Raw genomic sequence first — 17101 nt, forward strand, 5'->3', positions numbered from 1 at the left:
TCGCTCGCTTGTCCTACGTTTGGCGGGATCCAAGGAACTCGCGGTACACGCCGGCCGCGATGCGGGCCGATCGATCCCACGTGTACCGGGCCGCGGTCTCGAGCCCCGCGGCGCGGAGGCGCCGCCTCACGCCCTCGTCCAGGATAGCTTCCATTGCGCCGGCGAGATCGTCTGTTCTCGAGGGATCGACGAGCAGCGCGCTCTCGCCGTTGGCGAGGAACTCGGTGAAGGGAGGTTGCGCAGAGCTCACCACCGGCGCCCCGGAGGCCATCGCCTCCAGCAGGACGAGCCCGAACCCCTCGCGGACGGACGGAAAGACGAACGCGTCGGCCAGCCGGTAGAGCGGCGGGATCAGCGCGTCGGGGAGCACGCCCGCGAGGACGAGCGGCGGCGGCGACGCGCCCGCGGGCGAGGGCCATACGCCGCCTTCGCGCGCGATCGCCTCGAACTCGCGCTGGTAAGGTTCGTAGTCGAACAGCGTCTCTCCGCCGGCGATGATGAGCTGGGCTCCGGGCAGCCGCTTCCGCACCGACAGGAACGCCTTGAGCAGGCCGATCGAGTTTTTGCGCGGCTCGACGCCGCCCACCGTCACGAAGAGCGGCGATCCGGTGGCGTCGAGGCGCGCGCGCAGCGCCGCGTCCCGCTCGTCGGGCGTGGCCGTGTAGCGGCGCAGGCTCACGCCGTTCGGGACGATCGCCGCGTCGACGCCGTGCTCGGCCCGGAGCGCCTCCCTCCACGCCTCGCTGACCACGAGGCACGCGTCGGCCTCGCGCACGGAGCGGTCCTGGCAGGCGCGCAGGTACGGGCTGTCGTAGTCGTCGAGGTGGTGCACCGTCCGGAGGAAGTGGGGGACGCGCCCCTCGGCGCGCAGCGCCGCGAGCGCGTTCGCGCTGATGCAATCCTGGGAGTGCCAGACGTCGTGCCGCGCCCCGAGGCGGCGCAGCCCGTCCTCGAACTCCGCGATGCGCTGCTTCACGACCGCGTCGATCCCCGCCGGCGGGGGCGCGGCGGGCACGAGGACCGAGGGGCAGCGCGGCGCGCGGTAGAAGCCGCCTTGGTCCTTGTTCAGCGCGTAGATGCAGACCGAGACGCCGAGGTCGTGGAGCGCCTCCGCGAGCTCGACCGTGTGCACGACGCCGCCGCGCGGCTTGGTCGAGTAGGTGAGGAGCGCGACCGAGAGCGGCGCGCCCGAGGCCTTCGTGGCGCCGGCGCTCATCGCGCCCGAGGCAGCGCGGGCGCTCATCGCGCGCCCTCGCGCGCGAGCCCGGTGAGCGGCTCCGCCGAGAGGTCCCAGAGCGTCTGCCGCTCGCCGGCGGCTTGGAGGGTGAGCCGCCGCGAGCCGTCGACGGCGCCGACCGCCGCGCTCGCGATGCCCCGCCGCGCGAACGCCGAGAGCACGTCGCCGGCGACCTCCGGGCGCACGCTGAGCAGGAAGCCGTAGCTCGGGAACGCGAGCAGCCAGCGCGCGAGCGGGACGTCACGCGGCCGCGGGACGGCCTCCAGATCGAGCACCGCGCCGGCGCCGGACGTCTCCAGGAGCATGAGCAGCGTCCCCGCGACGCCGCCCATGCTGATGTCCTTGCCCGCGTCGCACAGGCCCGCCTCGGCGAGGGCGGGCAGGACCTCGAGGTCGCCGCGCAGCCGCGCCGGGTCCGCGCCCGTCGAGGCGTTCCAGAACGGGTGCTCCGCGTGCATCTCGCCGCGCAGATCGATCGCCGCGACGAGCACGTCGCCGGGGCGCGCCGCGAAGCTCGTGATGAGCCGCCGCGCCCGGCCCGCGATGGCCACGGCGAGGGCGTTGTACGGGCTGCGCGCGCTCGTATGCCCTCCAACGATCGGCACGCCGTAGGCGCGCGACGCGGCGACCATTCCCTCCCAGACCGGCTCCAGCGCGCCGGCCGAGGTCCCCCAGACGACGTCGACAACGGCGATGGGTCGGCCGCCCATCGCGTAGACGTCGCTGACGTTGACCATCACGGCGCTGTAGCCGGCGAACCGCGGATCCCCTTCGAGGAACGCGGGCCAGATCCCCTCGGCGGCGAGGAGCAGGTAGCCGTCTCCGTCGGGGATGGCCGCGCAGTCGTCGCCGAGCGCCGCGGGTCGCTCGACGGAGCTGGCCGCGAGCGCCGCGCCCCGCTCGCCGGACAGGTACCGCGCCGGGATCTGCACGTCCCGCTTCGCGAGGACGCCGATCGCGCCGCGCAGCTGGGCCGCGACGCCGCCGAGCATCAGCGGAACCTCTGCCCGGGCGGCGGGCGGGGCTCGTCGCTCGGCGGGTAGCTGTCGAGGTCGGCCTCCATCAGGTGGTGCGGCCGCTCGCGGTGCGATCGCTCCTCGAGGGAGCGCCAGTGGATGCCCTCGAAGAACGGGACGTTGGCCGCCTGGACGAGCGCGAGGAACCGGCGGCACCCCCAGCCGTGGGCGGTGGTGACCGCCTTGTGGACGAGGCCGCGGCCGACCACGCCCTGCTTGCGGTGGGCGCGCTCGACGCCGAGCCGGCCGCCGTACCAGAGGCCGGGCTCCGCCTCGTAGATGCGCACGGTGCCGACGAGCCGCGGGCCCCCTGGCGCCCCGTGCTCCAGGGCGGCGATCGGGAACGCGGAGCCGTCCCAGTCGTCCTCGTCGGTGGTCTTAAACAGCCCTTGCTCGTCGCAGAAGATGGCCCGGCGCAAGCGGAGGTACTCGAGGTACGTGTCCCTGCTCTGCACAAGCTCGAAGCTGTAACGTGGCGTCATCGGAGCTCTCCGAGGTTGATGTCCATGCCGCGCCGGATCCCGATCGCGCCGCGGCTCGGCCTTCTGCCTCGAAGCCCGAGAGCCCCGAGCAGGCGCCGCAGCGGGCGCAGCCCGCCTTCACGTCGGTCGAGCGCAACCCCGCCCGCGCGAGCAGCGGGCCGATGTGCTCGTAGAGCGCCCGCATGAAGTCCCCCGAGGGCGGCGCGCGATCGGCCCCGGGCGTCCCGGGGATGGGCACGAGCGGGACGAGGAACGGATAGACCCCCAGCGCGATGAGCCGCTCGCTCGCGTCGAGCAGCGACGCCAGGGAGTCGCCGAGCCCCGCGATGAGGTACGTCGACACCTGGCCGCGCCCGAACACGCGCACGGCCGCCTCGAACGCCTCGAAGTAGCGGGCCACGCTCACCTCGGCCTTGCCCGGCATCGCGGCCGCGCGCACCTCGTCCTCGACCGCCTCGAGGTGCATGCCCAGGCTGTCGACGCCGGCGGCGCGCATCCGCTCGAACCAGGCGAAATCGTCGGGCGGCTCGCACTGCGCCTGCACCGGCAGATCGACGCGCGCCTTGATGCCGCGCGCGCAGTCGGCGAGGTGCGCCGCGCCGCGATCCGCCGACCGCGGCGTGCCCGTCGTCAGCGTCACGTGCCGCACCCCGTCGAGCCGCGCCGCCGCCTCGGCGACCTCGCCGAGCTGCTCGGGCGTCTTCTTCGCGGTGGTGCGCCCCGCCGCGAGCGACTGCCCGATCGCGCAGAACGTGCAGGCCTTCTCGGGCTCCGTGTACCGGATGCACGTCTGGAGCACCGTCGAGGCGAGGACGTCCGCCCCGTGCAGCAGCGCGATCTTGGGGTAGGGGATGCCGTCCTTCGTCGAGAGGGCGTAGAAGCGCGGCGTCTTCACGAGGGCGATGGGCGCGAGCGCCTGGCCGTCCCGCTCCACGGTCCCCGCGCCGTCGCGCCCGAGCCGCGCGACGAACGGCGACGCCGCCGCCTGGTCGGTGTGGATCGGGATCATCACCGTGGCGCCGCGCAGCGTCGCCGCGACGTGCTGGGTCGGCCCCGCGCCGCCGCGCCGCGAGGTCCACGCCGCGCGGCGGCCGCCTCCCTCGCAGGAGGCCTCACCGGAGGCGGGCTCCGGCGGGGGCGCGGCGCCCGCCTCGGGGGCGCCCTCGGGGGCTTCAGCCAGCCTCAGGCCGAACGACTGGAGCTCGGTGATCAGCGTCTGGGTATCCATGGTCCACCGCCGCAGGGGCAAGGGAGGAGGCCTTGGGGCTGCTCGCGCCGAGCGTTATCGAGCGCTCCGCCGTATCCATCCAAAGCCGCAGCAAGTCGGGCCGGGCGTAGTGCCCCGCCGCATCCATCATCCGCTTTCGCTTCGTGATCAGGGCGAAATCGAGCTCGGCGACGGCCATCCCCTCGCCGTCGGTCACGGGCGGGCACGCGTGCACGCCCTCGGGCGTCACGATCGCCGTCATGCACCCGCCGCGGAGCACGCCCTGGATCTGCTCGTTCGGGGCGACCTCCCGGACCTGCTCCGGCGTCAGGAAGGCCGTGGCGTTCACCACGAAGCAGCCCGACTCCAGCGCGTGGTGCCGGATCGTCACCTCCATCTGCTCGGCGAAGATGGGCCCGACAAGGGAGCCGGGGAACTGGCTGCAATGGATCTGCTCGTGCTGCGCGATGAGCGCGAACCGCGCGAGCGGGTTGTAGTGCTCCCAGCAGGCCAGCGCCCCGAGCCTGCCGGCCGCGGTGTCCACGGTCCTGAGCCCCGAGCCGTCGCCCTGCCCCCAGATCATGCGCTCATGGTAGGTCGGCGTGATCTTGCGGCGGTGGAGCACCAGGGAGCCGTCGCTGTCGAAGACGAGCTGCGCGTTGTAGAGCGTCCCGTGATCGCGCTCGTTCACGCCGAGCACCACGACCACCCCGTGCGCGCGCGCGGCGGCCGCCACGGCCCGGGTCACCGGGCCGGGGACGGTGACCGCCTCGTCGTAAAGGCGCATGTGCTCCTTCCCCATGGCGGGCGGCGGGAGCACGAAGGAGAAGTACGGGTAATACGGGACGAACGCCTCGGGGAAGACGCACAGCTCGGCGCCTTCCTTCGCGGCCCTGGCGATCGCGGCGACGACTCGCTCGGTCGTCCCGTCCCGGCTGCCGAGGACGGGACTGGCCTGCACCGCGGCGGCCCGGACTTTGCGGTTGAACTCCATGGACCGCGCTCGGATCAGAGCGTCCAGGAGTGGACCATGAACGCGTTGTCCCGGCGGTGGATCAGCTGGATGTCGAGCACGTCGAGCGGGCTGATGGGCTTGATGCCCGGGATCAGCGCGTGCTCGCCGTGGCCGTAGAGCGCCTGCAGCGCAAACCGGCAGGCGTACACCTTGCCGCCCTCCTCCATGAACCGGCCGATCTGCTGGTTCACCGCGAGGTGCCCGGAGAACGCCTCGCTCCCGAGCTTGGGGAAGCCGCGCTGGAGCCCCAGCGTGACGCCCGGCCCATAGAGCAGGATGGATGTCTCAAACCCCTTACGTTGCAGGCGGATCGCCGTCAGCACGTTGACGAGGCCGATCGACCCTTCGAAGGCCACCGTGTGAAAGGTAACCAGCGCCTTCTCTCCCGGCTTCGCCTTGACGTCTTCGAAGACCTTCTCCTCGTAATCGACCAGGAAGTCACCAGCGTTGTAGGCGGGATACGTCGGCTTGGGCATTGGTTACCTCTCTCCTAGAATGAGTTAGTTGAGAACATAGTGGTTTTCTGGACGCAAGGAAAATGCAGGAGCCCTCCCTCTTTTGAGCGGGTGTCAGTCGCGGAGGGGCGCGGAGGGGGTGCGACTTTGGATCTGGCGTCGGCGTCCGCAGCGCCCCGGTCGGCTGTTTGCCTGGGTCGTCGCGTGTGTCTCGAGCGCCTCGTCCGCTTCGTGCGCTTCGTGCGCTTCGTGCGCTTGGGCGATTTCGACGGGTTCGACTCGCTCTGTTTCGCCGGATCGTCTCGACGATTTCGACGAGGTTTCGCGCGCTTGTCCGCGAGAGCGAGCGTGGCTGGGGAGGTGCTGTGCGCTCGTGCGTTCGAGCGGCAAAGCTGGCAGGGAATCGAGCCCTCGGGCGGGCTGCTACCGCTGCTTCTTTCGCACCTTGGCGCTCTTGCCGCCCTTGGTGCGCTTGCTGGTCTTAATGCCCTTCAGGGGCTTGGTGCTCTTGCTGATCTTGACACGACGGGGGGGCCGTGCGTCCGCCGCGTCGCGCCGCGGCCGGCGCGGCTTCGCCTCGTCCGCCGCCGGCTCGCCGGCGAGGCGCCGGCCATAGACGGCGCGCCGGAGGATGGCCACGTCCTCGATCTGCACGAGCATCGCGTCGCCGATCGCGATCCGGTCCCCCGAGCGGCGGCCGATGACGCGCAGCCCCTCGTCGTCGATCTCGTACTGATCCGGGCCGAGCGACTCCATGCGGACGAGCACGTCGACGAAGGGATCCTCGATGTTGACGTAAACGCCCCCTCCCACGATGCCCGTGACGGTGCCCTCGAAGGTGTCGCCGAGCCGGGAGCGCATGAGGAGCGCGCGGTGCAGGTCGACCACCTCGCGCTCCACCTCCATCGCCTTTCGCTCGCGCTCCGACGCCGTGATGGCCGCCTCGCGCAGCCGCTCGGTGGCCGCCTCGCTCCTGTCGACGCGCTCGCCGCGCAGCACCGCGCGGATGGCCCGGTGCGCCGTGATGTCCGGGTACCGCCGGATGGGCGAGGTGAAGTGCAGGTACGCGCTCGAGGCGAGCCCGAAGTGGCCCACGTTCGCGACGTCGTACACCGCCTGCTTCATCGCGCGGAGCAGCAGCATGTGCAGCACCTGCTTCTGCGGGTGCGCGTCGAGCTTCTTCAGGAACACCGACAGCCGCTTGGGGTCGGCCGCGTCCTCCGGGTCGAACGCGAGCCCGAGCTCCCCGCACATCGTCGCGAAGCGCTCAAGCTTCGCCTGGTCCGGGGGCGCGTGGTACCGGAAGACCGTGGGGATGCCCTGGTCGACGACGAACTGCGCGCACGTCTCGTTCGCGAGGAGCATCATCTCCTCGATGAGCTGGTAGGCCTTCGCCACGCCGGGGTCGTGGCTGCGCTTCTGCACGTCGACGGGCGCGCCCGTCTTCGGGTCGAGCACCACCTTCGCCTCGGGCAGGTCGAGGTCGAGCGCGCCCCGCCGCATCCGCTTGCCGCGGAGCAGCCGGGCGAGGTCCCACATCACCTGGAGATCGTTCCTGAGCGCCTCGGCCTCGGGGCTGCGCGGCGGCTCGGGGGTGAAGCCGAGCGCGCGCGCCACGCCGGGGTAGGTGAGCTTCGCGATCGAGCGGATGTACCCCTCGATGACGCGGGCCCGCCGCACCGTCGCCGTCGGGTCGAGCTCGACCTCGACGCACAGGCAGAGGCGGATCACGCCCGGCAGCAGCGAGCACAGGTTCGACGACAGCGCCCGCGGCAGCATCGGGATCGCACGATCGGGCAGGTAGACCGAGTTGCCCCGCGCGAGCGCCGCCTTGTCGAGCGCGGTGCCCGGCCGCACGTAGTGCGAGACGTCGGCGATCGCGATCCAGGCGCGGTACGAGCCGTCCTCCTCGCGGATCACCCACACCGCGTCGTCGTGGTCGCGCGCGTCCTCCGGGTCGATCGTCGGCATGGGCAGGTGGGTGAGGTCCGTGCGCCCCTCGAGCGCCTCGGCCGGCACCTCGCCCCCGAACGCCTCGGCCTCGGCGATCGCCTCGGGCGAGTGCTCCTCCTCGATCCCCTCGCGCAGCAGGATCTTGGCGACCTCCACGTTCGGATCGCCGGGCGTCCCCAGCACGGCCTCGATCACGCCCTCCGGGTTCTCGTCGGCCAGGTCAGGGAAGCGGGCGATCGACACGACCGCCGCGGCGCCGTCCTCCGCGTCGGGCGGAACGAGCGGCCCGCCCGGCTCGCGCGGCACGATCACGATGGGCCCGCGGACGCGCCCGTCGTCCGGCTCGAGCCACGCGCTCCTGCCGCGCCGGCGCAGCACGCCCGCCACGCGCGCGTGGCGCCGCTTGACGACCCGGACGATCTCCCCCTCCACGCCGCGCCGCGAGCGGGTCGAGATGCGCACGGCGACGGTGTCGCCGTGGAGCGCGCCGCCCATCGCCTCGGGCGAGACGTAGACGTCCTCGGCCGCCCCTCCGAGCGCCACGAAGCCGAAGCCGCGGGGGTGCACCGTCAGCGTCCCCTCGCGCTCGGCGCCGCGCGCCTCGACCTGCTTCTGGCTCGTGCGGAAGCGCTGCCCGGGGAGCGCGACGATGCTGCCCTCCAGCGACAGCTCCTCGAGCAGCCGCTGCAGCTTCGCGTAGCGGCCCGGCTCGACCCCGAGGCGCTCGGCGATCTCGTTCGCGTGCAGGGCGCGCTTGAACGAGGACAGCAGGTCGACCACGGCCTCCCGGCGGCGCGCGCCGGAGCCGGTCGTCGGAGGATCTCCGCGAGATGAAGAACGCATGAAACTCGACTAGCACGAGTCTCCTCGCGCTGGCTGTCTCCGCCCGGGTCCGGTATGCCTCGAACCCACCCCTCACCGACCGCAACGACCGATGCCGCTGAACTCGATCGCCCTGCTCCTCGCGCTGGTGCTCCTCGTCGCCCTCGCCGGCAGGGGCAACGTCTTCGCGGTGCGTCCGGCCGGTGACCGGCGTGAGGGACGTGAAGGACGCGACGGACGGCCTGGGCGCGCGGAGGCGCCTCAGGCGAGCCCCGAGGCGCCTGCGTCGCTGTCCTCGAGCGACGAGCGGCAGGCTGGGCGCGCCCGGTTCTTCGTCACGCTCTTCCGGCTCGCGCTCTTCGTCGCCATCGCGGCGAGCGCGGCGCTCGTCGTCGAGTACCAGAACGCGGGCGATCCCGCGTTCTGCGGCGTCACGTCGGGGTGCTTCGCCGTCAGGATCTCGCCGTACAGCCGCTTCCTCGGCGTCCCGCTGCCGAACCTCGGCCTCGCCGCCTTCACCGCGCTCCTCACCGCCTCGCTGCTCGCGCGGGCGCGCTGGCACCACGCCGCGATCGCGGCCGCCTCGGCGGTCGGCGGCCTCGCCGCCGCGGTGCTCCTCGCGCTCCAGAGCTTCGTGATCGGCGCGTTCTGCGCGTGGTGCATCGCGGTCGATCTCGCGGCCTTCGCCGCGGCGGTCACGTCTGCCCTCGTCGCGCGGCAGGCGCGGCGCATGCCGGCCGGGGCGTTCGAGCGCGCTGCCCAGGGCGGGCCGCTGGGCGTCACGGTGTGGGGCGCGGCCGCCGCGGCCGCGATCGGCCTGCCGTTCCTCTGGGGCAGCCACCCGGTCATTCCGCCGCTCCCGCCGGAGCTCGCGGCGCTGCAGGAGCCGGGCAAGATCACGATCGTGGCCTTCACCGACTTCGAGTGTCCCTTCTGTCGCAGGCTGCACCCCGAGCTGAGCAAGATCGAGGAGCCCTACGGCGACAGGGTGCGCCACGTGCGCAAGATGGTGCCGCTCCCGATCCACCCCGGCGCGCTCCCCGCCGCGAAGGCCTACGTCTGCACGCCCGAGGACAAGCGCGAGCAGGCCGCGGCGCTGCTCTACAGCGCGTCGCCCAGCAAGCTCACGGACGAGCGCGTCGCGTCCGTCCTCTCGCCGCTCGGCCTCTCCGCCGCGGAGCTCGCGGCTTGCCTCGCCGCGCCCGAGACCCAGGCCGCCATCGACGCGGACGTCGCGCTGTATGGGCGGATGGAGGCGCGCGGGCTCCCGACGACCTACGTCGGCCGGCGGCTCGTGGTGGCGTACAACCCCGAGCGGATCCGCGATGCGCTGCGCCGTGAGGCCGCCGGGGACGACATGAGCTTGCCGCTCCCCTGGCTCCTCGTCGCCCTCTTCGGCGCGGCCGCTGTCGCCGTGCTCGTGGGCGGAAGGGATCGCTCGCGCGGCGCGGCGGACGAGGGGGGCGCCGCGCCCTCGTCGTCCTCGCCAGAGCGATCGTGAGCGACGTCGCGCCCCGCGCTGCCTTTCGCGGCTGGCCGCCGGGTGACAGAATGGCTCATGAGTGATCATCCCGAGCTAGCCGGCAAGCTCCCCCTGGAGTTCTTCCGGCAACTACCCAAGACCGATCTGCACGTCCACCTCGACGGCTCGCTGCGCCTCGAGACGATCATCGAGCTCGCCCGCAGCCACCACATCGAGCTCCCCACGTACGAGCCGGCGGAGCTGCGCAGGGTGATGAACCTGGGCCAGAACTGCGGCTCGCTCGTCGAGTACCTCAAGGCGTTCGACATCACGCTGCGCGTCCTGCAGACCGAGGAGGCCCTCCACCGCGTCGCCTACGAGCTCGCGGAGGACGCCGCGCGCGAGAACGTGCGCTACATGGAGGTCCGCTACTCGCCGATGCTGCACACCCGCCTCGGCCTGCGGCTCACGAGCGTGGTCGAGGCGGTGCTCTCCGGGCTCAGGACGGCGCGCGACGCGCTGGGCATCGAGAGCAACGTCATCGTCTGCGGCATCCGCAACATCTCGCCGGAGTCGTCGCTGGAGATGGCGGAGCTCGCGGTGGCGTACAAGGGCCGCGGCGTCGTCGGGTTCGACCTGGCAGGCGCCGAGTACGACCACCCGGCGAAGCACCACAAGGCCGCGTTCCAGCTCGTGCGGCAGAACAACATCAACTGCACCATCCACGCCGGCGAGGCGTACGGCCCCGAGTCGGTCGCGCAGGCGCTCCACGTCTGCGGCGCGCACCGGATCGGCCACGGCTGCCGCCTGCGCGAGGACGGCGACCTGCTCCACTACATCAACGATCACCGCATCCCGCTCGAGTGCTGCCCGTCGTCGAACGTGCAGACCGGCGCCGTGCGCGACCTCGCCTCGCACCCGCTCAAGCTCTACCAGAGCCTCGGCCTGCGCGTGACGGTCAACACCGACAACCGGCTCGTCACCGACACGACGGTGTCCCACGAGCTCTGGTACTGCCACACGAAGATGGGGTTCGGGCTGAAGGAGATCAAGGCGACCATCGTGGCCGGCTTCAAGAGCTCCTTCCTGCCGTTCCACATCAAGCAGGCCTATCTCCGCCGCGTCACCGAGGATCTCGAGCGCTTCTCGGCGGACGGCTCGATCCGCCCCGCGGCGGCGCCCGTGGCTCCTGGCGCGGCTGCCGGCCACGACGGCATCGAGATCACCTCGAAGGACGGGAAGGACGGCAGGCAGGGCCCGCCGGCCTCCGTCGAGAAGGCCGCCAACTGACGGGCTGCCCGCCGACGCGACGCGCGCCGCGGATCGAAGCGTCGATCGCGCGGCGCAGGGCGGCGGCCGCGCCCTCGGGGCGGGCTCAGCCGCCCTTCCACTCGGTCCGCTGCACCACGGGCAGCTGCAGCGCGCGCTCGCGGTCGAGGTCGAGCGAGCCGAGGTGGATCGCGATCGGCGACTGCACCCACTTGAAGATCGACCTCGAGAACAGCGTCGCGAACTTCTCGGCCCAGGCCCGCAGCGCGGCGGGGTCCTTGTCCGGGAACAGGCTCGGGAGGGCCGTCGCGACCTCGTCGGCGGCGAGCTTCTCGGCGCCGTAGAGGTGGAGGCACGCGTCGAGGACCTCGAACGGCATGAGCTCGGCCTCGCCCGACTGGTTCTCGGCGAGCTCCGGCCCGGCGGTGGTGGCGAGCGTCTGCTGGATGCCCTGGAAGCGGAAGCGCTGCGAGAGCCGCTCGAGCAGCGCGATGACCACCGTCTTCGGCAGGTTGGCGATGACGCTGAACGCCCCTTCGAGGTCGCCGCCCACCGTGGTGTAGCCGAGCGCCTTCTCGCTCATGTTCCCCGTCTGCAGGAACAGCGCGCCGCTCGTGTTCGCCCAGTTCCACATGCGCCCGCCGCGGATGCGCGCCTGCACGTTCTGCTTCGTGAGCTCGGTGAGCTGGCCGCCCTCGCCGACCATCGCCTGGGCGGCCTCGAGCTCCCGGGGGAACGCGTCCTCGATCGGGATGACCGCGAACGACACCCCGAGATCGTCGGCGATCTGCGCGGCGGCGCGGTGCGTGGCGTCGCTGGAGTAGCGGGACGGCATGAAGAACGCGTGGAGCGACGCCCCCATCCGCTCGCGCAGGGCCGCGCCCTCGAGGCCCGGGTGGATGAGCTGCACCGCGCGCCAGGCGACGAGCAGCGTGAGGAGCGAGTCGCGGCCGCCCGAGAGCGCGAGGCCGATGCTCTTGAAGGCGCCGATCTTGCGGTAATAGTCGGCGACGCCGAGCGCGAGCGCCTCGTAGAAATCGTCGAGCAGCTCGTCGCGCGCGGAGATCGCGGGCAGCGCCGCCGAGGGCAGGAACGGCGTCGTGCCGGCCGGCGGGGCGGGGTAGGCGAGGCGCGCGCGGTCCGCCGTCTCGCCGTCGATCCGGAGTACCTGCACCATGCGGGCGGAGGCGCGGCGGAACTCCTCGAGATCGCTGCGCCAGGTGCTCGCCTCGCGGCGGCAGCGGGTGGTCCGGTCGAGGTCGACGACGGCCGCGGAGAACCCCTCGCGGAACCGCGGCGCCTCCAGCATCGGCCGGCCGTTCTGGTTGATGAACCCGCCGCCGTCGAAGACGAGCCCGTCGTTGCCGCCGACCAGGTTCGCGTAGGCGATCGTGCACTGGTTGTCCGAGGCGCGGGTCGCGATCATCTCGCGCCGGGTGCTCGTCACCCCGGCGCGGAACGGCGACGCCGAGATGTTGCAGATGATCTCGGCGCCGGCGTAGCAGCGGCGCCGCATCGGGCCGTCGGGCGACCAGATGTCCTCGCACACCTCGACGGCGATCGTCCCGAAATCGAAGGCGTAGACGCGATCGCCGCAGAGCACGCCGTCGGCGTCGAGCTCCATGAACGGCATGCCGCGCGAGAACGTCCGCGCCTCGTAGAAGATGTTGTAGGTCGGCAGCTTCTCCTTGGGGGAGAAGGCGAGCACCCGGCCGGCGTGGACGATGGCGCCGGCGTTGAAGAGGTCGCCCCCCACGCCGACGGTCACGCCGATGACGAACACGGTGCGGAGCTGCGCGGTCTCCTCGGCGAACCGGCGGAGCTCGCGCTGCTGGCTCGCGACGAACGCCGGCCACTGCACGAGGTCCTCGGCCGCGTAGCCGCCGATCACCTGCTCCGGGAAGACCGCCAGGGTGACGTCGTCGCGCGCCATCGCGCGGGCGAGCGAGAGGCACCGGTCGGTGTTCGAGCGGACGGCGCCGACGGTCGCGTTGACGTTGGCGATTCCGATCTTGACGAGTCGCATCGGGCGGCAGCCTACCGCGGCAGCACGGCGCTGAGCAGGCCGAAGAGCTTGTCGAGCTCCCCGGGGGTCACGCGCCGGTTCGACTTCACGCGATCCCCCTCGGCGAAGAAGACGATCGGGTCGACGACGCGGACCGTCACGATGGCGATGCGGAACGAGGTCGCGCGCTCGATCTCCTCGTTGAGGAAGGCCGCGTCGCGGGCGGCGAGCTCGGGGGTCTCGCTCGCGCCGTCGAGCGCGACCGTGGCGCCGCCGTCCTTGGTCAGCGTCACGGTGGCCTCGAGCGATCTCAGGGTGGGCGGCACCCGGGGCGCCTCCCGCGGCCCCTTCAGCGTCCGCGCCGGGTCGATCGCCGCGGCGATCGCGGCCTCGTCGCCTGTCGGATCGGGGAAGCCGCCCGTGCCAAGGAAGCGCCGCGCCTCGCGCGCCCGCGCGACCGGCAAGACCACGAGGAAGTCGGGCTCCACGGTCGCCACGACGCGCGTGTGCCCCTTGATGGTCACGCGCACCGCCGGCACGCCGAGCCCGCTCTCCAGGGTCCCTGGCGGCTGGCTGCGCGAGAGGAGCGCGTCGAGGCCGGACGCCAGCCTGTCCGGCGGCACGCTGTGCTGGACGACGACCACCGCCTCGTGGGCCGCGTCCGCGCGCGGCGCGGTGACGAAGGCGCGCTCGACGTCCCGCTCCGGATCGAGCCCCGTGCCGGTGAGCACGGGGCCCCACAGATCGAGCGCCGCGAGCCGCCCCATGATGGGGTGTCCCCGGGTCCTCTCGCCGTAGACGAGCACCGAGACCTTCCCCCCGGCGATCGACTGCGCGATCGCGGCCGCGTTGCGCGGCTTCGGCGGCGGCGCCGTCTCCGCGCTGACCGGCGCTCCGGACGACGCGGAGCCGCACGAGGCGGCGAGGAGGGCGAGGCCGATGGCGGCGAGCCGCAGCAGCGAGCGGCGCAGCGGCGAGGCGCGCATCGCGTCGGGGAGCCCTTGGCGAACGGACGGCATCACCCGGGCGACGTTACCGGCACCTACCCGATCCTGCCAGCGGGGCAAACCTCCAGGGCGCCCGTCGCCGGGCGCGCGTCGACGGACCGACCGCGCGATCGTCGCTCGCCGACGCGCGACGCGACGACGCGCTGCGCGGCGACGATGCGAGAAGGTGCGCGGGCTCGCGGTCCTGCGCGCGCACCTTGCTGCGGCGAGGCCATCCCTCTTCCTCGGCTCGGGACCTGGAGTAGGATGCCGCTCCCGCGGTCCACGCAGAGCTCGTGCGCGCCGCAAGGCTCCGTGTCCCGCGACGCGGACGCGGAGCCCGACCCATGTTGAAGAGGAGTGTCATCCCATGGCGGTCCGCCCATCCGACCTGCACGCGATCCCGCTGTTCGAGAGAATCACGGAGGATCACCTCGATGACCTGATGAAGGCGTTCCAGCGCCAGGAGGTCCCGTCCGGCCACGTGCTCTTCGAGGCCCGGAGCGCCCCGGCGCACCTGTTCCTCCTGGTCCGGGGCGAGGTCGCGCTGCTCGAGGCGGGCGAGACGCGCTTCCGCCTGAGCCCCATCTCGCCCATCGGCGAGCTCGGCGCGCTGACCGGCTTCCGGCGGACGACGACGGCGGTGACGACGCAGCCTTCGGAGATCTGGCGCATCGGCGTCGCCGAGCTCCAGAACTTCTTCGAGGACCACGGGGACGTCGCGTACCCCTTCTACAACAACCTGCTCAACGTCGTGGCCGGCAAGATCCGGCGCGACGCGCGCCGCCTCGAGGAGACCCGCGCGAACCTGATCCGCACGCAGAAGGCGATGAAGCGGCTCCTCGATCTCGTGCTCGACAGCGAGGAGACGCCGCTGAGCAAGGTCATCTGCGCGACCCTCGAGGAGCTCATCGAGAAGAACCGGCGCTCCCACTACATGGTCGAGCCGGCTCACACGCTGAAGAGCTCGGTCCGCCTGGACAGCGGCGCCCTCGTCCCCATCGTCGAGCTCTCGGACGGCTGGCTGCGCCTCGCCGGTCTGCGTGACGTCGCGAAGGACGCGCACTGGAGCGGCGTGCTCGTCCTGCCCGCGCGCGAGATCCCGGTGAGCGGGACCATCGACGCGGTCGACGATCACGGCGCGCTGGTGAAGCTCGATCTCCTGATCGACGAGTACGCCTCTGCGCTCCAGGATTACCTGACGCGCCTCCAGATGCTGGATTTCGTGGTGTGACCTCGCGCCGCGCCGCGCTCGCGGGCCGCGCCTCGATGCGTGGCGGCGGCGGCGCGGCGGCGCTGCTCCTGGCTTCGCCGTGCCTCCGGCCTGCGCGACCGCTCTCAAGCTCTCAGGCTCCCAGGCGTTCAGACGGTTGCCAGGATCGTGCCCGGTGATCTACGGTTCCAGGAGCTCGCTGACATCGCAGCGCTGAGCCGAAGTGGCGGAATGGCAGACGCGGCGGATTCAAAATCCGCTGTCCGCAAGGGCTTGTGGGTTCGAGTCCCACCTTCGGTACCGAGAGCGCCCCTCACGATCGTTCGCCGCCAGGCAGCCGAGGGCGGGTGGTTCGCTCTGGCGGGCGACCGTCCTGGTCACAGGGCGGCGCCGTAGGGGCTGACCGTTCGTTACGCTGGGCGAGCCTGGACGGCGCGCTCTGCCGGAGCACGGCGCTGTCAGGCTGCTACGCTCGGCGCGCATGTCGCGTCGGAGCGGAGGTGGGATCGAACGGCTGGGTGCGCTGATCCAGCGCGGGTCCTCGCTCTCGGCGCCGGCGGAGATTGACACCTCGCCGATGCCGTTCCGCGAGTGGGAAGCGGCCGTGGGGTCCCGGATCGCCGCGCGCGCGCGGCCGCTCAAGCTGGAGCGCGGCGTGCTCCACGTCCGCGCGGCGAGCTCGATGTGGGCGCAGGAGCTCTCGCTGCTCGGCGACGCCATCACCGCGCAGCTCCGGTCGCGCGGCCTCCCTGTGCAGTCCCTCCGGTTCCGCGTCGGCAAGGTGGAGCCGGTCGCGCGGCCGCCCTGGCGCGAGGAGGTCCGCCCGACCCCGAAGGAGGCGCCGCTCCCGGTCGAGGTGCGGCGAGAGCTCGGGAAGGTCGCCGATACCGAGCTGCGCGATGCGATCGCGAAGGCCGCCGCGAGGAACCTCGGCTGGCAGGAAGCCGAGGCGGGCGCGCGTCCCCGCAACGCACCGCCGCCGCTCCAGCCCTCCGCGGCGCCGGCCCCCCGTGTGTCGCCGCCGCCTGTCCAGCACGGGGCCGCTCGCGCGGCGCAGCCGCCGGCTCCGCGCGTGTCGCGCGTGTCGCCAGAGGCCGCCGCTCCCGCGAGGCCCGGCGGCGATGCGGAGGCTACTTCGCCGCGACGAGGCGCTCGAGACCCTCGATCCGCTGCATCAAGAACCGCTCGGTCGGACCGAACGACGGAGCCATCCGGCGGAGGTCGTCGAGGTAGATCCTGAGCGGCTGGATATCGAGCGTCTTGACGCGCCGGACGACGGTGTAGAGCTCGTCGACGACGGGGCCGGGCAGCGGGCGGCGCGCGATCGTGAAGAGCTCGAACGCGTAGTTGACCCACGTCCCCTTGGTCGTGGCGCCCGCGAGGCGAGCCGCGTAGCGCGCGGCGAGCTCCGCGGCCGGCATCTCCAGCGGCACGTTCGTCCGCGCGCGGCTCAGGATGTCGATCAGCACCGTCTGCAGGATGCGCTCGGCCTCCTCGCTGCGGCCCATCGCCAGCGCCTTGTCGGCGAGGCTCGCGAGCAGGCGCAGCGACTGGAAGCCCTTGGATCCGCCGTCTCCCGTCGGGCTCGTGAGCTCCGTCGGGTCGTCCGACATCTTGCGCATCTCGGTCAGCGCCATCGCGCCGAGCGTCGCCGTCGCGCGGCGGAACTCGACCCCGTAGGCGTCGTGGGGGCGCGACTCCTCCCCGCCGTAGAGCAGCATCTCCTGGCTGCCGATGATGATGCGGTCGCCGTCGGTCAGCTCGCGCTGGCCGGAGATGCGCGTGCCGTTGACGTACACGCCGTTCCTGCTCTCGAGATCGTGCAAGGCCACGCCGTCGTTGCGCACCTGCAGCGTCGCGTGGCGCCGCGACACCAGCGGGTCATCGAGCGAGAGCTGGCAGTCGCCGCTCCGGCCAATCACGAAGGGCCCTTCGGGGAGCTCGAAATCGTGCGCCAAGTACCGGAGGCGGAAAGGCAT

At 72.5% G+C, this 17101-nt stretch carries 14 protein-coding genes and 1 tRNA gene; 5 read left to right on the forward strand and 10 right to left on the reverse strand.

The window, feature by feature from the left end; genetic code table 11:
• Window positions 1-13: 13 nt before the first annotated feature.
• From WMF11_RS49880 to rnr, 7 genes are all read right to left on the reverse strand, one after another.
• Complete coding sequence (locus tag WMF11_RS49880) at window positions 14-1243, reverse strand: MSMEG_0565 family glycosyltransferase (RefSeq protein WP_437975784.1); 1230 nt, start codon at window positions 1241-1243, stop codon at window positions 14-16.
• A complete protein-coding gene (locus WMF11_RS49885) occupies window positions 1240-2229 on the reverse strand; it encodes a sll0787 family AIR synthase-like protein (protein WP_437906078.1) in 990 nt (329 codons plus the stop codon). The genes WMF11_RS49880 and WMF11_RS49885 overlap by 4 nt, the downstream gene beginning before the upstream one ends.
• Window positions 2229-2735 (reverse strand): MSMEG_0567/Sll0786 family nitrogen starvation N-acetyltransferase, encoded by a 507-nt coding sequence (locus WMF11_RS49890; protein ID WP_373372214.1) that lies wholly within the window; start codon window positions 2733-2735, stop codon window positions 2229-2231. Before WMF11_RS49890 ends, WMF11_RS49885 begins: the two co-directional genes overlap by 1 nt.
• On the reverse strand, window positions 2632-3963 hold the full coding sequence (locus tag WMF11_RS49895) for an MSMEG_0568 family radical SAM protein (protein WP_437906080.1): 1332 nt from the start codon (window positions 3961-3963) through the stop codon (window positions 2632-2634). The genes WMF11_RS49890 and WMF11_RS49895 overlap by 104 nt, the downstream gene beginning before the upstream one ends.
• Window positions 3908-4936 (reverse strand): Nit6803 family nitrilase, encoded by a 1029-nt coding sequence (locus tag WMF11_RS49900; RefSeq protein WP_437975785.1) that lies wholly within the window; start codon window positions 4934-4936, stop codon window positions 3908-3910. The genes WMF11_RS49895 and WMF11_RS49900 overlap by 56 nt, the downstream gene beginning before the upstream one ends.
• A gap of 14 nt (window positions 4937-4950) precedes the next feature.
• Complete coding sequence (locus WMF11_RS49905) at window positions 4951-5433, reverse strand: MSMEG_0572/Sll0783 family nitrogen starvation response protein (RefSeq protein ID WP_012241614.1); 483 nt, start codon at window positions 5431-5433, stop codon at window positions 4951-4953.
• Between the two features lie 402 nt (window positions 5434-5835).
• The gene (rnr, locus tag WMF11_RS49910; RefSeq protein WP_437906081.1) at window positions 5836-8208 is read right to left on the reverse strand and encodes a ribonuclease R; all 2373 of its coding nucleotides are present in this window, start codon (window positions 8206-8208) and stop codon (window positions 5836-5838) included.
• A 91-nt stretch (window positions 8209-8299) separates the two neighbouring features.
• On the opposite strand from rnr, the gene WMF11_RS49915 reads away from it, so the two are divergent.
• Together WMF11_RS49915 and add are read left to right on the forward strand one after the other, a co-directional pair.
• Window positions 8300-9688 (forward strand): vitamin K epoxide reductase family protein, encoded by a 1389-nt coding sequence (locus WMF11_RS49915; protein WP_437975786.1) that lies wholly within the window; start codon window positions 8300-8302, stop codon window positions 9686-9688.
• Between the two features lie 57 nt (window positions 9689-9745).
• Window positions 9746-10939 carry an adenosine deaminase gene (add, locus tag WMF11_RS49920; RefSeq protein ID WP_437975787.1) on the forward strand — a complete coding sequence of 398 codons (1194 nt, stop codon included), beginning with the start codon at window positions 9746-9748 and terminating at the stop codon, window positions 10937-10939.
• 85 nt (window positions 10940-11024) lie between these two features.
• On the opposite strand, the gene nadE is transcribed toward add, so the two are convergent.
• Both nadE and WMF11_RS49930 read right to left on the reverse strand, forming a co-directional pair.
• Window positions 11025-12944 carry an NAD(+) synthase gene (gene nadE / locus WMF11_RS49925; RefSeq protein ID WP_437975788.1) on the reverse strand — a complete coding sequence of 640 codons (1920 nt, stop codon included), beginning with the start codon at window positions 12942-12944 and terminating at the stop codon, window positions 11025-11027.
• 11 nt (window positions 12945-12955) lie between these two features.
• Window positions 12956-13942 (reverse strand): hypothetical protein, encoded by a 987-nt coding sequence (locus WMF11_RS49930; protein WP_437975789.1) that lies wholly within the window; start codon window positions 13940-13942, stop codon window positions 12956-12958.
• A 337-nt stretch (window positions 13943-14279) separates the two neighbouring features.
• Here WMF11_RS49930 and WMF11_RS49935 point away from each other — a divergent pair, with 337 nt between their 5' ends.
• The 3 genes from WMF11_RS49935 (at window position 14280) to WMF11_RS49945 (ending at window position 16362) form a co-directional block, all read left to right on the forward strand.
• Entirely contained in the window at window positions 14280-15143 is an 864-nt protein-coding gene (locus WMF11_RS49935; RefSeq protein ID WP_437975790.1) for a Crp/Fnr family transcriptional regulator, read from the forward strand.
• Between the two features lie 196 nt (window positions 15144-15339).
• A tRNA-Leu gene (locus WMF11_RS49940) sits at window positions 15340-15422 on the forward strand.
• A gap of 277 nt (window positions 15423-15699) precedes the next feature.
• Window positions 15700-16362 carry a DUF721 domain-containing protein gene (locus tag WMF11_RS49945; protein WP_437979413.1) on the forward strand — a complete coding sequence of 221 codons (663 nt, stop codon included), beginning with the start codon at window positions 15700-15702 and terminating at the stop codon, window positions 16360-16362.
• Here WMF11_RS49945 and WMF11_RS49950 read toward each other — a convergent pair.
• Window positions 16253-17101, reverse strand: coding sequence for an FHA domain-containing protein (locus tag WMF11_RS49950; RefSeq protein WP_012241622.1), 849 nt, complete (start codon window positions 17099-17101; stop codon window positions 16253-16255). The genes WMF11_RS49945 and WMF11_RS49950 overlap by 110 nt on opposite strands.

The organism is Sorangium sp. So ce295 (assembly GCF_051527405.1).
GTDB lineage: Bacteria > Myxococcota_A > Polyangia > Polyangiales > Polyangiaceae > Sorangium > Sorangium cellulosum_B.

Excerpts from the sequence above, each read along its gene's own strand:
- WMF11_RS49880 (WP_437975784.1), bottom strand. The coding sequence starts at position 1,243 with ATGAGCGCCCGCGCTGCCTCGGGCGCGATGAGCGCCGGCGCCACGAAG.
- WMF11_RS49885 (WP_437906078.1), bottom strand. The coding sequence starts at position 2,229 with ATGCTCGGCGGCGTCGCGGCCCAGCTGCGCGGCGCGATCGGCGTCCTC.
- WMF11_RS49890 (WP_373372214.1), bottom strand. The coding sequence starts at position 2,735 with ATGACGCCACGTTACAGCTTCGAGCTTGTGCAGAGCAGGGACACGTAC.
- WMF11_RS49895 (WP_437906080.1), bottom strand. The coding sequence starts at position 3,963 with ATGGATACCCAGACGCTGATCACCGAGCTCCAGTCGTTCGGCCTGAGG.
- WMF11_RS49900 (WP_437975785.1), bottom strand. The coding sequence starts at position 4,936 with ATGGAGTTCAACCGCAAAGTCCGGGCCGCCGCGGTGCAGGCCAGTCCC.
- WMF11_RS49905 (WP_012241614.1), bottom strand. The coding sequence starts at position 5,433 with ATGCCCAAGCCGACGTATCCCGCCTACAACGCTGGTGACTTCCTGGTC.
- rnr (WP_437906081.1), bottom strand. The coding sequence starts at position 8,208 with ATGCGTTCTTCATCTCGCGGAGATCCTCCGACGACCGGCTCCGGCGCG.
- WMF11_RS49915 (WP_437975786.1), top strand. The coding sequence starts at position 8,300 with ATGCCGCTGAACTCGATCGCCCTGCTCCTCGCGCTGGTGCTCCTCGTC.
- add (WP_437975787.1), top strand. The coding sequence starts at position 9,746 with ATGAGTGATCATCCCGAGCTAGCCGGCAAGCTCCCCCTGGAGTTCTTC.
- nadE (WP_437975788.1), bottom strand. The coding sequence starts at position 12,944 with ATGCGACTCGTCAAGATCGGAATCGCCAACGTCAACGCGACCGTCGGC.
- WMF11_RS49930 (WP_437975789.1), bottom strand. The coding sequence starts at position 13,942 with ATGCCGTCCGTTCGCCAAGGGCTCCCCGACGCGATGCGCGCCTCGCCG.
- WMF11_RS49935 (WP_437975790.1), top strand. The coding sequence starts at position 14,280 with ATGGCGGTCCGCCCATCCGACCTGCACGCGATCCCGCTGTTCGAGAGA.
- WMF11_RS49945 (WP_437979413.1), top strand. The coding sequence starts at position 15,700 with ATGCCGTTCCGCGAGTGGGAAGCGGCCGTGGGGTCCCGGATCGCCGCG.
- WMF11_RS49950 (WP_012241622.1), bottom strand. The coding sequence starts at position 17,101 with ATGCCTTTCCGCCTCCGGTACTTGGCGCACGATTTCGAGCTCCCCGAA.